Here is a 15755-nt window from a genome sequence, read left to right on the forward strand (position 1 = left end):
CGGTCGCTGACAACGGCCGGCGTATCGCCCACCCGCGGGGCCTCTGTGACAGGGGCCCTGCGGTTCACCAGAACCGAGACGAGAGGAGAACTCTCCCCCCATCCGATCGGTGTCCGCCCGCTTCTCACGAAGGGGGCGGCACCCGACACATCCGCACATCTGGCCGTCCAGCCCGGGGGCTCGGGTCGGTCCAGCTATATGGAGAGCAGGTCGTTTCTCATAGTGCCCGAGAGTGGTGTCCCTTGTCAGCTTGAGCCTGTCCGTTTCACCCCGGTTCAGGTGCGGCGGCCTTCCCGTGTGACGGAATCGACGTACGGTTTATCCACCTTTGCGCGGTTCGTACCGGAAGTTAGATTTCCGGTAGGAAGCTACAAGAGCAACCCCTTCGGGGTCGGATCGATGAGCACGGTCGCGGTGTCTGCCGCCCCGCTCGTGCACCCACTCTCGAAGGTCATCGACAACTCCGCCGACGACGTCCGCGAGGACGTCGTCCCGTGTGGCGGGGCGGGTTCCAAGATTGTTGCCCGCCGTGCGGGAGCGCTGGAGGTGATCCGGGCTCAGCGGGCTCTGTCCACAGGCCGTTTCGTGCAGGGTCGGCGGGTGGATCAGGGAACGCGCGTTCTGCCTGCTACGGAGTTCGCCGGCGGGGCCTCGCGTCGTCGGTTGCGGTCGGTCCCGGCGCAGGCCGGTCCGGTCGTGCCGCTGGAGCTGGGTAACCCGCTCCGGCTGTCGAAGACGATGCGGGCCCGGCTGCTCGCTGCGGTGCGTGCGCTGGTGTCGTCTCCGGCGCTGGCCGGGGCGTCGGACGGCGCGCGGCTGGCCTCGGTCGTGCTGACGGCGAAGGCGAAGGTCCGCGACGACTACCAGGCGTCGATCTGGGCGGCGGAGCTCGGCCGGTGGCTGGGGGTCTCCCAGTCGACGGTCGCGCACACCGTGCTGCCCGAGCTGCGCGCTGCCGGGTTCCTCGGCTCGAACGTCGCGACGAACGCCTTCGGGCACGCGACGGGCCTGGAGTGCTGGGTGATCCCGATGTACCGGGCGCAGAAGGCCGGCGACCGGCGGCACGCGCTGGCGCTGTCGCGCTCGGAGCTGGCGGTGCTGCTCAGCCTGTGCGAGGTGCTGTTCGGTCCGGGGTGGGCGCCGAAAGACAAGGCGCCGGTCCCGGCCGGGCTGCTCGCCGGGCGTACGGGGCGGGGGGCGGCGACGGATCGGCTCGGGCTGCTGCTGATGGTGCTGACGACGGGTTCGGCGGGCTGGCTGCAGCTGTGCCCGGGTTCGGTGGACACCGACCGTGGGCGTCCGGCGGCGACGGTAGCGCGGCTGCTGGGCTGCACGGCGGCGGCCGGGGCGAAGGTGCTCAAGCGTCTCCAGGAGCACGGTGTCGCGGAGGTGGTGCGCAAGGAGACCGGCTCGGGCCTGAACGCGCAGTCGCGGGTGCGCCTGGTGCCGGTCGCCAACGCCCACGGTGTATCCGTGAGGGAGGCACGCCGGGTCGCGAAGTCCGTGTTTTCAGACCTCGCCGGTACTGCATCCGGAGATCTTGAGACCGGCGAGACGAGCGAGACCCTTGTGGCGACTGGGATCGAGGGGGCCGGACAGGGCGAGACGGCCGGATCGGCTGACCTCGCCGCAACTGCACAGCACCACGCTCTCCACGCTTCTGGGGTTACTGCGGGTGATTCTCTCGCGCTCTCTGATGGCTTTTCCGGCGAAGGCCGTGGTGGGAACCACGGTCTGCCGGACCGCGCGTGCGTGCGCGAGGACGGCGGCCCGCTCTGCGGGGAACAGCTGAAGGAGTCCCCGGTTGTCGAAGGCGTGAAGGGCGGCTGCGGGCCGGTGGCCGGCGGCTCGGTGCGGGCCTGGGACGGTGCGGGTCAGGGCAGGCAGCAGCGGGGGAGGGTGCCTCTGCCGCCGGAGGATCTGCGGGCCGTCCTGGCCCCGGTCGACCTGGTGTGGGCGCGGCTGGAGCGTCCGGCCGCCCGGCACCTGGTGGAGGCCGCCGCCCGTGGCGAGCTGGCCCGGGTAGTCGGGTTCGCCGGCCGTACGGACGCGCCGCAGGTCCTGGCCGACCGCCTCGCCCGGCGCCTGGCGGAGCAGATGCGGCTGGCCGGGCCGATCAAGGACCCGGTGGGCTGGCTGATCGGCCGGGGCCTGCCGCAGCGCCAGCTGTGCGCGGAGCCCCGGTGCGACGAGGGCGCGCTGCTCGACTCCGGCCGGGACTGCCCGCGCTGCGGGGACCGGCAGATCGACCGTCGCGTCCAGCGCCGCGCGGTCGCGGCCGCCGTCGACGCCGCGATGCCCGGCGCCTCCGAGAACGAGCGCCGTGCGGCCGTCGAGCAGCAGCTGCACCAGGACGTGACCGCCGAAGCGTGGGCCAAGGCCCGCCGGTGGGAGCAGATCCGGGAGCAGCAGGCCGCCGCCGCCAAGGCCCGCGCCGAAGCCGCGGCCGCGCAGCCGACCGACGTCGTCGAGGACGAGCCGGTGGCCCCGGTCGTGCTGCCCGCACCACGCCCGGCCGCCGTCGTCCCCGCTCCGGAGCCGGAGCCCACCGACGTCGACGACGGCCAGGAGCTGGTCCTCCAGGACCTGACCCCCGACCAGGTGCGGGCGCTGAAGGACCACCAGGTGGTGTTCGACCACATCGACCGCTACGGCGAGCCGTCGGCGAGGCGGCTGTTCAGCAACCAGCTGGTCGACCAGGCGCAGCACCTCTCCCGCCTCGGGCACCTGAACCTCGGCTACACCACCTGGGGGCAGGCATGAGCGGCGGCGAGACGTCCGGCGTCGACCTCGCCCGGGTCGCGCTGCGGGCCGCGATGGAGGCGGCCCGGAGGAACGGCGGCGGCCAGAAGGCGAAGAGGAAGCCGCGGGCCGTCACCACGGTGCGGCGCGACGGGCGCGAGCCGATGGGCCTCGGAGCGGCGATCGGCGCGCTGGTCACCGAACGGGCCTGGGAGCTCCCGGCCGCCGGCGCAACGCTGCGGGAGCGGTGGGCGGCCATCGCCCCCGAGCTCGCCGGGCACGTCGCCGCCGTGTCGTACGACCCGGACTCCGGCCAGCTCACGGTGTGCCCGGAGTCGTCGGCCTGGGCGACGAAGGCCCGCCTGGAGCAGACCCGGATCATCGCGGCCGCCAACAAGGCGGCGGGCCGCACCGTCGTGAACTCCCTGCGGATCCTGCCGCCCGGCACCGCGCCCGTCCCCGCTCCGGCCTCTGACGTCGCCCCGGCAGACCTGGCCCCGGCCGCGCCCACCGGTCCGGTGAAGACCAGGGAGACGGCGTCCGAGGGCTACCGCCGCGCGCTCGCCGCGCACCAGGAGGTGGCCGCATCGCGCCGGGTGGACCCGGCCATCGCGGAGGCGGTGGAGCGGCAGACCGCCGCGATGCGCGAGCTGTCCCGCCGGGCTTTCCTCGAGCCCGACGTCGTGGTGCCGGAAGATGCGCCGGCACCGATCGAGCAGGTCCGCGTGCAGCGGCGCCGCCAGGCCGCGGCGACCGAGGCCGCGCTGCGCCGGGCCCGTGCGGGGAAGGCCGGCCGTCAGATCGTGCCGCAGCGCCTGGGGCAGACGGCATGACCGGGCACCGGCCGGTGGGCCGTTTCCAGTGAAACGGCGGTGCTCCTCAGCCTTTGGGTGCGCCCGGTGTCTTTGTTGCAGGCGAGCGGTCGTCGGTTGTGTCGACCGGGGCCGAGCGTAAGGGCTAGGTTCCTGAATGGAGGTTCGATACGTGAGGTTACGAGAAGCGATCGAGTGCGCGCGAATACCGGCGTACAGGCCGCGGTGTCCCAGCACGCGGGGCGTCGTTAGGCAGCACATGGCAACCGGCCTGGGTGGCGGGGTTGTTGGGGCGAGGACAGGAGGAGACCGGTGAGCGACCGCAGTTCGATCGAGTGGACCGAGGCGACCTGGAATCCGACGACCGGATGCGACCGCGTCTCATCCGGGTGCGACAACTGCTACGCCCTGACCCTGGCCAAGCGGCTGAAGGCGATGGGGGCGGCGAAGTACCAGAACGATGGCGATCCGCGTACGTCCGGGCCCGGTTTCGCGGTCACGCTGCATCCTGATGCGCTGGACGTGCCGTACGGGTGGAAGAGCCCGCGGACGGTGTTCGTGAACTCGATGAGTGACCTGTTCCACGCGCGGGTGCCGCTCGACTTCGTCCGCCGGGTCTTCCAGGTCATGGCCGACACGCCGCAGCACACCTACCAGGTGCTGACCAAGCGGGCGCGGCGGCTGCGGCAGGTCGCCCCGAAGCTGGAGTGGCCGGCCAATGTGTGGGTGGGCGTCTCGGTGGAGACCGAGAAGGAACTGGCGCGCGTCGACGACCTGCGCGAGGTTCCCGCCGCGGTGCGGTTCCTGTCTTGTGAGCCGCTGCTGGGGCCGCTGCCGGGCCTCAACCTGGATGGCATCGGCTGGGTGATCGCCGGAGGCGAGTCCGGGCCCGGGCACCGGCCCATGGACGAGAGCTGGGTCACCGAGATCCGCGACATCTGCCAGGACGACGGTGTCGCCTTCTTCTTCAAGCAGTGGGGCGGGCACACCCCGAAGGCCGGCGGGCGGCTCCTGCAGGGCCGCACCTGGGACCAGATGCCGCTGCCCGTCGCGGCCTGACTCCCGCTGTCGGTGGCCGGCCTCGTCCATCCGGGGCTGGCCACCGGTTCTTCAGGCTGCGAGGTTCCCGGGCTCGAGCGTGATCTCCCGGATGCGCCGGACCCCCACGCCGTTGCTGGGCGTCTTGCCCTGCTTGTGCAGAAGCTGCACGGCCCGGCGCACGACGGGCTCGGTCACCTGCCCGTAGTAGGACCCGAAGATCTCCAGGGTGTGGTCGACCAGCTTGATCCGGCTCCGCTTGTGCCGCAGCAGGTTTTCCAGGTTGGCCGCGATCTCCGGCACCGCCCGGGTCTCAACCTCCGCCGGGTCCGGACGAGTCACCGAGGCCACGGAGAACAGGCCGTCGTCCTCCTCTCGCTCTTCCAGGGTCTCCCACCATGTCGCCCGGGCCCGGGCGACGGCGTCGCCGAACACCCACAGCCCGTACGGGCTCCGGGTCGCGAACACCAGCCGGTAGACCGCCCGCCGGCGCGGGGAGTGGGAGACCGGCACCGATTGCACGAGCATCCCGGTCCGCCGCTCCAGGAGTCGGGCGTACTCGGCCGCCACGGCCTCGATGGCGTCCTCGGCCGCACCGTCCTTGTCCCGGGAGGCGACCGCGTCGGCGAAGTACTCCCGCCACCAGGTGCCGCCGCACACGTCGTCGAACCGCTGCAGCGACTTTTCATTGCCCTTGGGGGAGCGGACGTGGCCGCCCAAACGCCAGACGGCCATCATGCTGAAATTCATCAGCAGCTCGGTCGCTGGCCGCGGCTTGGGGCGCTTGCGGGCGAGGACGTCCACCAGGCGGTCCTGCGGCAGCACGAGTCCGCACGGGTCCAGGAAGAGGAACAGCGGCTCGCCCACCGCCCGCTCGACGACCCGGTCGAGGACACCGTCGACCTCGCCCTGGTGGGCATGGGCCCGTACTCCCCAGCCCTGGTACTGCTGAACGACGTCGTGTAACCGGCTGAACGACTTCGCCTGGGCCTCGGAGAAGAAGCACTCCAGCGTCATCCCGGGCTTGGCGCGCAGGTCCGAGGCAACTCGCAGCGCGATCTCCCCGGACGCCGGCTCCCCGTTCTCGTACCGGCCCTCGCCCGCGTACCCGTCCAGGTAGACGACGCGCTTGTCACGCGACTGGGTACTCGTCATCCCCCCGAACTGCGGAAGGTACCGCTTGAGAAGATCATGCTTGAACACGCTGGGCAGCGCCTTGTCCACCCAGTAGTCCCCACCCGTACCCGACGACATCGCCACCCCCGGATCTTCAGTATCTACTTGATCACAGATAGTGAGCTATGGGGCGGAGTTCGGGCAAGAGCACCGCCAAACCACATCGCAGCGCCCACCGCGGCGGCCTCTCACGGACCCGACGGTTCTCGCCGTCATGCGCGCTGCCGGTCACCGCCGGCCGTGCCGCCCGGATCTCGGCCTGCAGCCGGACGGTCTTCGCCGCATGGGCCAAAGCCGGAGGGTGCGAGCGTGCTGTTCTGCTCAGACGGGGCAGGGGCGGGCGCGCAGCAGCTCGGGGACGCGGCTGTCTGCCCAAGCCAGGCGGCGACGTTCTTGTCGATGTACTCGACCAGGCGCAGGACCTCGCCGTGGGCGTCGGCCAGAGCGAGCCGGCGGGTGCGGCCCCGGCAGGCTCCTGAGGGGAACGCCGTCGATCAGCGGTTCGTGGTGCGCGGCGCGGTTGCGCAGGGAGGGGACGTGGCTGGCGGTGGTGAACACCGTGGTGCGCTTGCCGCCGCTGTTCGGGAGCGCCTTGCGCAGGGCCTGGCGCCACAGGGTGGAGTCGTAGTCGACGTTCTTCCTGTACGGGCCGTCGCCGCGGGTGCCGCCCTTGTCGAGCAGGTTCACCCAGCAGCCGAACGTCGACTCCGCCACGATCTTCCCAGCCGGGATCGCCTGGAGGGTCTTGGGCGACGGCTTCCAGGTCGCCAGGTCGACGAGCATGTTGATGTTGCGCCAGGTGATCTTGAAGCCGTTCATGGTCCGGTCGTCTGAAGGCCGCCCGGCGGGTGTTGGGCGGCCTTCCCGGTTCCCCGGTTGTTCAGCCGCGAGCGGCCGTCCTCAGCTTCGGAGGCGGGCGCGGCGGGCGAGGCGAACTCGCGGACGCTGTGGCCGGGTGTGGCTGGAGCGCGGCCGTGGCCGACGACGCCCTGGTCGACATCGGCACCCTGGCCGCCGCGCTCGCCCAGATCGTCCCGTACGTCCGCGAGACGCCGGCCCGGTGACGGGCGCGACGGTCACAGCCCGCGGGCGTCTGGGCCTGCCCTCGGAGATAGGGGAAGTTCGGCCTGGTGCTCGGCATCCATCAGACGGTGACGTACCCGTCCGAGGGCCCGTGGGCGAGCCGCGCTTCGAGCTCGGCAACCCGGCGGGCAAGGGCGTCCTTCTCGCTCTGCAGCCGGTAGACCTCCTGGCCGAGCTCTCCCACGCCGCTGACAGTCTGGATGCAGCCTTCCACTGCGGTGGTCATCTCCTGGAACGCCTTCGGCGCGATGCCGTTCTGGTTCTTGGCCTCGTAGGCGCAAGCGCGTCGCATGTTCCGCATCGAGGTGACACCGCGCCGGACGGTGTGCATGGCCGCGCGTGCCCCGTGCTCGTCGCCTTCCTCCGCGAGTGTGAGGCGGGTGGTGTACGCGCCACGGTGACGAGGGTCGCGCGACGGGAGGAAGTCCTCGATGCAGTGGCCCAGGTTCTCGGCGGCTGCGCGCGCAGCCCGCACGGTGCGTTCCAGACGGGCGCCGCGGGGGATGCCGACGCCGCTCGCGATGTCGCGATAGGTCACGTACTTGCCGGCGTTCGTGATGAACCACTTCAGGACCTGCACGGCGTCCTGTTCGAGCTGGGTCATTGCGGTCTCGGTCACTTCAGGTGCTCGCTCTCGTCCAGGAACCGGCGAAGGTCGTCGTCGTTCAGAGCCTTGCTGTTGACCAGGTCTCGGATGAAGTCCACGGCTGCCTGTGTGGAGTCGCACATCTCCCTCATTGCCGCCGCGCGTTGGTCGGAGAACGTGAGGTTGTTGCGCTTGAGGAGTGTGAGCGCGTTGAGGGTCGAAAGCCGGGCCTGCGTCAGGTCCGTGAAGACCTGCATCGCCACTTCTTCGGGAGTCGCCTGGGCCTGCACGGCCCGGATGAGCTCCGCGTCCTGCTGGGGATCATGAGGCGTCCGGCGGCTCTGCTCGACCAGCCGGGCCTGTACACGGTCCTCCTGGTCGGCCAGGTCCTGCCGTCGCTCGTACTCCTCGATCGCCTCCTTCGCCACCATGCGGGTCGCGTCGTCGGCAAGGATCGCGGTCTTCAACGCCTTCGGCCGGTGGGCGATGTACACGGGGTCCGTCGGCTTCAGGCCCGCCCGCTCGGCCTCGTCCTCGATGGCCTCCCGCCGCTCACCCTTCGGCATACGCGTTTCATAGCTTCGGTAGTAGCCAGCCTCGCCGAAGAACGGCACCTCGCCTTCGTCGGGGAGGTCAACAGAACTGCTCAACGTCAGGTCCTCGGCTGGGGGAACGAGCCCGTCGGCTGCGGCCCGCTGCCACGCTGCGAAGAAGGCCAGAATTCGGTTCGGAGACGTCTTGCTTCGTCTCGCGAACTCTCGCGCGTCGACCCGAAGGAAAATGTCACGACTGTGACGTTTCGTGGATGACTGTTCGATTTCAACTCCACGTCCGGAGTCGGGCTGCACCCGTCGAGCTACGAGGTACGCGCGAGCCCACCCACCCTTGCGGTCGTGGGTGGAGAACTCCTCGATGTCGGCTTCGAGGCGTGCGTCGGTGTCCAGCTCGGCCGTCATCGAGTGGCCGCCGGCACTCGGGTCGTACGGCGCTTGGTCTGGCGCGGGACTGCCTGGTCGCCGAGGCTGGCCTTCTCCCTGACCCAGGTGAGAAGAACGGACAGCCCCTCGCACGCGGCTGCGGCCAGGTCCTTCTGGTCGTCCGGCAGCGAGATGCTGTGGGGGTAGCGGTTCATGAAGCCGGTGCCCTGGTCCCGGAGGTTGAGGAGGTCCCGTACGAACCGGAGCGAGGTGTCGTTGCCGGTTCGTACGGTGGGGTCGTTGCGGCGGCTGGCACGTGCTCGCCGGTCTTCTTCGACGGCTTGGCGGACCGCGTCGGCGGCGCCTTCGTGGTTGCGGATGGCGTCCTGGACGAGAGGGAGCAGCAGCTCGGGGTCCTGCCGGATCGCTTCGAGCGTCGCTTCGTCGAGCAGGTCGGCAGAGCCTGGGAGCTGGCCCTGTTGGGGCGGGGTGATCCCCAGCTCCTTCATGTAGCGGGCGCGCAGGACGCAGCCCGTGCCGTCGTTTTGAGCCTCCTCGATGAGGGCCTGCAGGACGCTCCACCCGGCATCACGTGGGGCGCCTGAGACGCCGGCTCGGGCCCCTTCCCTGACAACGCTGTAGCTGACGTGGACGCCGCTGTCCGCGATGAGTCGCCTGATCTCGGGAGGGCACGCGAGGGCAGTGTGGCGGTAGTCGCGGGCGGTCTGGATGCTGAGGTCCACCTCGTTGCAGAAGTCGCTCAGGCACGCGTCGTTGCCCGGTGGGGCGATGGCGAGGAGTCGGTCGCCGATGGCGAGTCGGTTGTCGCGGCCGACGTTCATGAGGGTCCGCACTTCGCGGACGTCTCGAACGGTGTAGCTCATGGGGTGGTCCTTACAGCAGCACGCCAGAGCGACCGAGTGTATTGACCTGAACACTCTCGGTGTTCATCTCGCCGGAGACTTCACTCCTGCGAGTGTGCCGGTGCACGCCGACGAGAAGATGCTGACCGACCTGGCCGCCGCGGGTACGGCGGTGCACTGCGCCGCAGCAGCCGTGACCTCAACGGCTGAGGAGACACCCCCTGCGGTTGTGCTCAGTGAGGCGGCTCGAGGAGGTCCACGGTGGACAGGCCGGTTTCGCCGTCGATGAGTTGGAGGGCGACTTCGGCGCGCGCGGCGAGGTCGAGCGGGTCGAGCCCTTCGGTGTAGGAGGCATGGACGATGCGGTCGAGGCCGGCGCCCAGGAGCGGTGCGGCTGCTCGCAGGGAGGCGTCCAGGGCTACGCCTTGGGTGGCGCCGCCGTGGAGGATGATGTTGCGGGTGCGGTAGAGGTGGCGCATGGCGACGCGGAATGCCTGGTTGACCTCGGCGAGCTGCTTGCCGGGGTTCTGGACGAGTGCGGCCATGCGCTGGGCGGCCGCGGTGTCGGTGTACCGCTGTGCGGGCTGGTGGCGATGGGCCAGGGTGGTCAGCTCGGCCCGGGGCCAGGAACAGGCGATGATCGCAGCCATCCGGTCGGCGGCAATGGCCTTCCCGGAGCGTTCTCCGTCGCCCCGGGGGTCGTCGGGGTGGACGAGAAGAGACTCGACTGCCGCCCAGCCGCCGGCGACGGCGGGCGCCGCGGTTGCTGGCGGCGGCGAGTTCGAGGGCGTCGTCGATGCGCTCTCGGCTGTCGACCTTGTAGAGGTGGCCCTCGGAGACGAGAGAGAGGACATCGACGCCGCGGGCCGGGGGTTCGAGCGATACCGGGGTGTCGTAACCGGCGACCCAGATGAACGGCAGCGGCAGCACGCCTCCGCGGCGGCCGCGCAGGAATTCCGAGCGGGTGTTCATGCGGTCGACGAGCTGGCGGGCCTGGTCGGCCGCGCCGAGGGGATCGAGCGCCTGGAGCTGGTAGACGAAGCCCCCGCCGGTGCGGAAGCCGGCAGTGTCGTGGCCGTGCTCACGGAGCCAGGCGCCGACCTTGCCCTTGTCCAGCCAGTTCGGCAGTGCTTCTGCGAGTTCGCGGTGGGACACCTTGTCGAGGACCACCAGGATGTCGAAGGTCCGCGGGCGGGCGCGGGCGAGTTCTGCCGCGCTCTCGGCGATGTCGGTGGCGGCACGTCTGACACGCCGATCTCGAACCAGGCTTGCTGACGCCGCAGGCCTACGCCTGGCACCGGCGGGCATCCCACGCTTCCAGGCCCGATCCCCCTCCCCCCGGGCCCTGGCCCCGCCCGCCGCTCGTCGTACCTTCGGCCCGGTGGCGCCGGTGACCGCCTGCCGCTCGACACCAGTGCCCCCCTTGACCCGCGCAGGGTCAAAGGGGGGCACTGGTGTGCTCGTACGGGCCGGTGGTCAGGGGGCGGTGGTGTAGTGGACGACGGTGGTCTGGCAGGGGCCGCCTGCGTAGACGTTGATCGCGTCGATCTCAGCCTGGTCCGCGGCAAGGCCCCAGCGGAGCTTGGTCGCGGTCCACTCGGCGAGGTAGCGGCAGGTCGCGCTCGGAGCGGGTGGCATCCACTTCGACGGGTCTTGGTCGGCCTTCTGACGGTTCGTCCGCGCCGTTACAGCGACCAGCGAGGCGGCGGCGTCCTGGTCGTTGGCGTACGCCTCACGACGCTTCGCATCCCATCCCGAGGCGCCGGAGTCCCAGGCCTCGGCAAGGGGCACCATGTGGTCGATATCGAGCTTGCCCGGGTCGGTCACTTCCTGCTCGTCGTAATAGGAGAGCCACTCGCCACCGGACAGCTTGCAGCCGGCCGCGACGGCCGGTGCCTCGGCCGCTTCGGCCAGGAGCACCTCCGCCCTCGTGTTGCAGCCGTCAGCCACGTCCAGGCCGGAGTTCCAGTGCTTGAACTTGTCACGGGTGTATCCGGCGCGACTCTCATCGGCCACGGGGATCTGACCGACCGCGTAGCTGAGCGGGAACGTCTGCGCGGCTGCCGCCGGGGCCGCGGGTGTGGCGTGAGCGGAGGCCGGGAGGCCGAGCGGGGCCAGGGCGAGGGACAGCGCGGCCAGACCGCGCACCATGTTCGTGATCACGAAGGACAGGCATAGCGGCCTGGGGGTGCCCGCGTGCGGGAATCGGCTGCGGGTCGGCTGTGTGGGCGATCGGTTTCACCGGAGAAACACTCCTGCCCGAAGCGCCGACGGGGTGGCCGGGCAGGGGGCTGGGCTGCCGGAGCGGCCAACCCCTTGCCGGGTGTCTTCTACTCGGCCTCCGTCTCCTCCGCGTAGGGCGCTGTACGGCTCCTCGGGGCCTCGGCCAGCAGCGAGCGGACTTTGGCGAATTTCACTCGATGGTGGCGGGAAGTTGCTTACGCATCGAGAGCACCACCCTGTGACCTCCATCACCCAGTGAGCATGCGCAACACCTCTGAGTAACGGTTGCTGCAGGTCAGGTGCTCGTCGAAAACTCCTTGATCACTTTAAGCGCCGAGGTGAACTCACCGCGTGAAATTCGTGGGACCGCGCATGCGTGTTCGGCCGATTGGGCCGGTTGAGTGATCCCCAGCGGTGCCCCGGGAGCCGCTCTTCCATCAGCCCTCAACGAAGAGGACCGACGACACCCCATGACCGATGACGTTCGTGAGGACGGCCGCGTGCCTGTGGCCGAGGAGGCCCCGACCAGGAGTTGTTTCACGACTTTGCGCTGAAGATCCTGCTGACTAACGAACGGGCGGAGAGGGCCGTCCACCGCGCCTACGTAGAGATCCGCACCCGCTGGGACACCCTGCTCACCGAGCCGGACCTGCAGGCGCAGACATGGCAGATCCTGCGCCGCGCCATCATCGACGAACTGATCGGCGGCTGCCGCGAAGAACTCGCCGCGCGCGACAGCGGCATCGGCCTGTACCCGGCCCTCGCCAAGCTGCCCCCGCGCCAGTTCGACGCGATCGTCCTGCGCTTCATCGGCGGGTACGACACCAAGAAGATCGCCTAGTACATGGGCCTCACGCCCGGCACCGTCACCCATCGCATCCGCAAGGCCCAGGAGCGCCTCGCCCCCATCCACCGCCGCGCCACGCGGCCGATCAAGAAGGAGGACGCCCAGTGAGCGACACCTGGGAACAGCTCTTCGCCGACGCTGACGACGCCGTCTGCGAGCCCCGCCGCGCCTTCGACGTCGGCGCCGGGCTGCGCCGCATCGCCCGCGACACCGCCCACCTCCCGTCCCCCGACCCGGCACCCATCGGCGGCCACCCCAGCGCCCGGCGCCGGCTCGGTGTCATGGCCCGGGTGGTGGTCACCCAAGCTGGGGCCGCCGCCCACATGGAGGAGCTGACCGCGCTGCTCGGCGGCGACGACACCGTCGCGCAGTTCGACGGCTGGACCGAGGGCGTCGACGTCGAGGGCATCCAGGTCTTCGCCTGCATGCTCTACCTCGCCCACCACCCCGAAAGCGCACGGTTCTGGTGGCGCTTCGCCGCCGGCGCCGGGTCCAGCGGCGCGGCGTACTGCCTCTACCTCGATCACCTTGCCCTCGGCGACGAGCGGGAGGCTGGATACTGGAAGCGGCAGGTGACCGCTCTGTTCTGCCCGGACGCGCTCCGGGAGCGCGAAGTCGACCCCCAAGCGTTCCTCAAGGCGCTGGAGCACTTCACCAACGACTCCGCCCGCCGCGACGCCAGCAGGGCAGTCCTGACCGGCGGGCTGGAGGCCGACGTGGACCAGCTGGCCGACCATCACACCGCCGACGGCCTGATCTGCCGCCCCGACGCCCGCCTGGCCGACCGCATCCACGAACTCGCCGGCCGCCCCTGAAACGCAGGAGTCCGGCGCGGGGCCGAAGGTTCCTGGGCCGCCCAGCCCCCGCCGGACCGCACAGCGCCCCGAAGAACGGAGCACCTACCGTGAAGACTAGCCGCCAGACCCGCACCACGCAGAAGCCTTCCCGAATCCGCCGCGGCCGCTGCTGGATCGCCCGCCGACGCACCGCCCTCATCTACAACGCGCTGCGCTGCGCGGCCTACGCCACCGGCGCCGGTATCGTCGGTCTCGGCTTCTATCTGCTCCAGCAGCAGCTCTGACTCCGGGCGAACCCCCGGTCCGCTAGACGCGCGGCGGGCCGCAGCCTCTGGGGGCGGCCCGCCGCGCGTCGGCAGGCGTCAACTACGGTGCCGCGACGCCGCCCATCCCGGTGATCTCCACCCCGATGACCGTCACGATGACGGAGCAGCCCGGTCGGCCAAGGGCGGTGGCGCGGAGGTCGAGGCCGGTCAGGAGCTGCTCGGTGAGGTCAAGTTCGTCGTTCGCGAGCGCGGGGTCAGGTGAAGGCCAGGGCGAAGCGCGCTGGGAGGTGGCACGTTCGCTGGCGACGCCGTGCTGCTCCGCCTCGTATGCGGCGGTGGCCAGAAGGCGAAGAAGGCGCTGCGCGTTGCCTATCCGGTTCGCGGGACGGACGCGAGCCGATGAGCTCCGCCCTTAACGTTTCGACAGAAGAAGGGGTTCAGGGGTGGTTGTATGGCGATGCCAGTTCCATCGAACTCTGAACCGCGGACGGGCAGGGGTGCCGGGACGGGCGGGGCTAGATGGAGGCGAAGCAGTGAGGAGTAATTGTCAATTTCTGTGGATCACCGCGGGAGCCTCAAGCAGCCCGCAGCCATTGAACGAGGACTGCGAAGTCTTCGTTGGTGAGGCCGCGGGACGACGCGATGCGGTGGAGGAGGGCAGGGGTGGGGTGGTGGGTGGACACCCAGTCCTGATCGGCGTCGGTGATCTCGTCGTCGACCCAGATGAACGGGCGTCCGTCCGCCCATGCCGCCAGGGTCCGGGTCTTCCAGTGGAGCCCGAACCACTTGTCCTCGCGTTCCTGCGCGTCGGAGGGTTCCGGCCAGTGCACGACCGGCAAGGGCGGCAGGCCAAGCCGCGGTGCAATGTCGGTGTTCGCCGCTTCCTCCCAGGTGGTGGCCCAGACCAGCTCGCACGGCAGTGCCGTGAGGCGAGGCCCGAGGTGCGGGTCGAGCCGCGTCAGGTGCGAATCTGTCGCGGTGCCTGACGGCTCGCGCTGCGGGCCGTCGCCGAACGGCAGGAGAGGTCCGTCGACGTCCAGGAACAGCAGCGGGCGTTCTTCGCGCTCACTCATGCCGCAGCCTCTTGCTCGCGCTCGACCAGGACGCCGCGTCCGAAGCGGGCACCGTTGCGGACGAGGGCGACGAGGTAGGGTGCGGTGATCGCGCGCCAGCGGGCCTGGGCGGACTCGGCGAGCTTGAACACCATCGCCAGGGCCGCAGCCGGGCTGCCGGCGCCGCGGGTGACCTTGGTCCGCAGCTTCACCGTGCTGAAGGTCGACTCGATCGGATTCGTCGTGCGCAGGTGGACCCAGTGCTCAGCCGGGAAGCCGTAGAACGCCAGGAGTTCATCGACGTCGTCGGTGATCTTCTTGACGGCCTTGGGCCACTTCGCACCGTAAGCGCGCCCGAAGTCCTTCACCGCCTTCTCGGCGTGAGCGCGGTCCTCGGCGTTGTAGATCTCCTGCAGCGCCTTCTTCGCGCCGGGCTCGGCCGATCTCGGCAGGGCGTTGATCACGTTCCGGGTTTTGTGAACCCAGCACCTTTGATGCCTGGCCTGCGGAAACACCTCGGCCAGGGCCCGCCACAGACCCATGGCCCCGTCGCCGACGACGAGCTCGGGATCGCGCATGCCGCGTCGACGGCAGTCCCGTAGGAGATCGGCCCAGGACTCGGCCGACTCGCGCAGGCCCTCAGCGAGCGCGATCAGCTCCTTCCTGCCGTCGGTACGCACGCCCATGAGGACCAGGACGCAGGAGCGGGCCTGGCCGAGGCGGACCTTGGGGTGGACGCCGTCGGCCCACACGTACACATAGTCGGCCCCGGACAGATCTCGGTCCTGGAAGGCGGCGTGGTCGTCGCTCCACTGCTTGGTCAACCGGGTCACCGTGGCCGGCGAGAGCCCGGCGGCCGAGCCGAGGAACTGCTCCATCGCGGGCACGAAGTCGCCAGAGGACAGACCGTGCAGGTAGAGCAGGGGAAGGACCTCGCTGATCTTCGGGGACTTCCGGCACCAGGGGGTGAGGATCTTGGACGAGAACCGCTTGCGCTCGCCCGTCTCGCCGTCGACCCGCTTGTCGTTCACCCGCGGTGCCTTCACCGCCATCGGCCCGGCGGCGGTGACCACCGTCCGCTCGCGATGATGGCCGTTGCGGACCACCAGCCTGCGACCAGCTTCGTCCCGCTCGCCCGCCAACTCAGCTATGTACTGGTTGACCTCGGCTTCCAGGGCCGCGGCGAGCATCCGACGGGCACCCTCACGGACGATGTCGTCCATCAGGGAGCCGCTCTGGGTGGTGCCGTCCTCGTTGACTACGCTCAGCACGGGCGTGCCTTCCCGACCCGCGCTGCAACGCGGGCCTACTCGATGACCAGAAGTCGATCACTCGGGAAGGTACGCCCTCCTC

General features: G+C 70.4%; 16 protein-coding genes. 7 read left to right on the forward strand and 9 right to left on the reverse strand.

The window, feature by feature from the left end:
• Nucleotides 1-663: 663 nt before the first annotated feature.
• The 3 genes from IE109_RS28250 to IE109_RS28260 all read left to right on the forward strand — a co-directional run bounded on the left by IE109_RS28250 (nucleotide 664) and on the right by IE109_RS28260 (nucleotide 4613).
• On the forward strand, nucleotides 664-2763 hold the full coding sequence (locus IE109_RS28250; protein WP_189554192.1) for a hypothetical protein: 2100 nt from the start codon (nucleotides 664-666) through the stop codon (nucleotides 2761-2763).
• Nucleotides 2760-3575, forward strand: a complete 816-nt coding sequence (locus IE109_RS28255; protein WP_189554193.1) for a DciA family protein — start codon at nucleotides 2760-2762, stop codon at nucleotides 3573-3575. The genes IE109_RS28250 and IE109_RS28255 overlap by 4 nt, the downstream gene beginning before the upstream one ends.
• A gap of 291 nt (nucleotides 3576-3866) precedes the next feature.
• Entirely contained in the window at nucleotides 3867-4613 is a 747-nt protein-coding gene (locus tag IE109_RS28260; protein ID WP_189554194.1) for a DUF5131 family protein, read from the forward strand.
• Nucleotides 4614-4664: 51 nt separating this feature from the next.
• On the opposite strand, the gene tcmP is transcribed toward IE109_RS28260, so the two are convergent.
• From tcmP to IE109_RS28290, 6 genes are all read right to left on the reverse strand, one after another.
• A complete protein-coding gene (gene tcmP / locus IE109_RS28265; RefSeq protein WP_229891676.1) occupies nucleotides 4665-5846 on the reverse strand; it encodes a three-Cys-motif partner protein TcmP in 1182 nt (393 codons plus the stop codon).
• Nucleotides 5847-6089: 243 nt separating this feature from the next.
• Nucleotides 6090-6587, reverse strand: coding sequence for a hypothetical protein (locus IE109_RS28270; RefSeq protein WP_189554196.1), 498 nt, complete (start codon nucleotides 6585-6587; stop codon nucleotides 6090-6092).
• A gap of 325 nt (nucleotides 6588-6912) precedes the next feature.
• On the reverse strand, nucleotides 6913-7470 hold the full coding sequence (locus IE109_RS28275; RefSeq protein ID WP_229891645.1) for a hypothetical protein: 558 nt from the start codon (nucleotides 7468-7470) through the stop codon (nucleotides 6913-6915).
• The gene (locus IE109_RS28280) at nucleotides 7467-8393 is read right to left on the reverse strand and encodes a hypothetical protein (RefSeq protein ID WP_189554197.1); all 927 of its coding nucleotides are present in this window, start codon (nucleotides 8391-8393) and stop codon (nucleotides 7467-7469) included. Before IE109_RS28280 ends, IE109_RS28275 begins: the two co-directional genes overlap by 4 nt.
• Nucleotides 8390-9238, reverse strand: a complete 849-nt coding sequence (locus IE109_RS28285; RefSeq protein WP_189554198.1) for a hypothetical protein — start codon at nucleotides 9236-9238, stop codon at nucleotides 8390-8392. The genes IE109_RS28280 and IE109_RS28285 overlap by 4 nt, the downstream gene beginning before the upstream one ends.
• A gap of 212 nt (nucleotides 9239-9450) precedes the next feature.
• Entirely contained in the window at nucleotides 9451-9867 is a 417-nt protein-coding gene (locus tag IE109_RS28290) for a hypothetical protein (RefSeq protein ID WP_189554199.1), read from the reverse strand.
• Between IE109_RS28290 and IE109_RS28295 the strand changes: the two genes are divergently transcribed.
• Nucleotides 9854-10492 carry a hypothetical protein gene (locus tag IE109_RS28295; protein ID WP_189554200.1) on the forward strand — a complete coding sequence of 213 codons (639 nt, stop codon included), beginning with the start codon at nucleotides 9854-9856 and terminating at the stop codon, nucleotides 10490-10492. The genes IE109_RS28290 and IE109_RS28295 overlap by 14 nt on opposite strands.
• A 201-nt stretch (nucleotides 10493-10693) precedes the next feature.
• Here the strand turns inward: IE109_RS28295 and IE109_RS28300 are convergent, their stop codons facing one another.
• Nucleotides 10694-11380 carry an HNH endonuclease family protein gene (locus IE109_RS28300; RefSeq protein WP_229891647.1) on the reverse strand — a complete coding sequence of 229 codons (687 nt, stop codon included), beginning with the start codon at nucleotides 11378-11380 and terminating at the stop codon, nucleotides 10694-10696.
• A gap of 592 nt (nucleotides 11381-11972) precedes the next feature.
• Here IE109_RS28300 and IE109_RS33410 point away from each other — a divergent pair.
• The 3 genes from IE109_RS33410 to IE109_RS28315 all read left to right on the forward strand — a co-directional run bounded on the left by IE109_RS33410 (nucleotide 11973) and on the right by IE109_RS28315 (nucleotide 13368).
• The gene (locus IE109_RS33410) at nucleotides 11973-12281 is read left to right on the forward strand and encodes an RNA polymerase sigma factor (protein ID WP_229891649.1); all 309 of its coding nucleotides are present in this window, start codon (nucleotides 11973-11975) and stop codon (nucleotides 12279-12281) included.
• A gap of 110 nt (nucleotides 12282-12391) precedes the next feature.
• On the forward strand, nucleotides 12392-13102 hold the full coding sequence (locus IE109_RS28310; RefSeq protein WP_189554201.1) for a hypothetical protein: 711 nt from the start codon (nucleotides 12392-12394) through the stop codon (nucleotides 13100-13102).
• A gap of 89 nt (nucleotides 13103-13191) precedes the next feature.
• Complete coding sequence (locus IE109_RS28315; protein WP_189554202.1) at nucleotides 13192-13368, forward strand: hypothetical protein; 177 nt, start codon at nucleotides 13192-13194, stop codon at nucleotides 13366-13368.
• 557 nt (nucleotides 13369-13925) lie between these two features.
• Here the strand turns inward: IE109_RS28315 and IE109_RS28320 are convergent.
• A complete protein-coding gene (locus IE109_RS28320; RefSeq protein WP_189554203.1) occupies nucleotides 13926-14423 on the reverse strand; it encodes an HAD domain-containing protein in 498 nt (165 codons plus the stop codon).
• A complete protein-coding gene (locus IE109_RS28325) occupies nucleotides 14420-15673 on the reverse strand; it encodes an IS256 family transposase (RefSeq protein WP_189554204.1) in 1254 nt (417 codons plus the stop codon). The genes IE109_RS28320 and IE109_RS28325 overlap by 4 nt, the downstream gene beginning before the upstream one ends.
• Nucleotides 15674-15755 lie beyond the last annotated feature (82 nt).

The organism is Streptomyces lavendofoliae, assembly GCF_014649735.1.
Lineage (GTDB): Bacteria > Actinomycetota > Actinomycetes > Streptomycetales > Streptomycetaceae > Streptomyces > Streptomyces lavendofoliae.

Coding starts and splice junctions, on each gene's coding strand:
- IE109_RS28270 (WP_189554196.1), bottom strand. CDS start 6,587: ATGAACGGCTTCAAGATCACCTGGCGCAACATCAACATGCTCGTCGAC.
- tcmP (WP_229891676.1), bottom strand. CDS start 5,846: ATGTCGTCGGGTACGGGTGGGGACTACTGGGTGGACAAGGCGCTGCCC.
- IE109_RS28255 (WP_189554193.1), top strand. CDS start 2,760: ATGAGCGGCGGCGAGACGTCCGGCGTCGACCTCGCCCGGGTCGCGCTG.
- IE109_RS28280 (WP_189554197.1), bottom strand. CDS start 8,393: ATGACGGCCGAGCTGGACACCGACGCACGCCTCGAAGCCGACATCGAG.
- IE109_RS28320 (WP_189554203.1), bottom strand. CDS start 14,423: ATGAGTGAGCGCGAAGAACGCCCGCTGCTGTTCCTGGACGTCGACGGA.
- IE109_RS28290 (WP_189554199.1), bottom strand. CDS start 9,867: ATGGCTGCGATCATCGCCTGTTCCTGGCCCCGGGCCGAGCTGACCACC.
- IE109_RS28295 (WP_189554200.1), top strand. CDS start 9,854: ATGATCGCAGCCATCCGGTCGGCGGCAATGGCCTTCCCGGAGCGTTCT.
- IE109_RS28285 (WP_189554198.1), bottom strand. CDS start 9,238: ATGAGCTACACCGTTCGAGACGTCCGCGAAGTGCGGACCCTCATGAAC.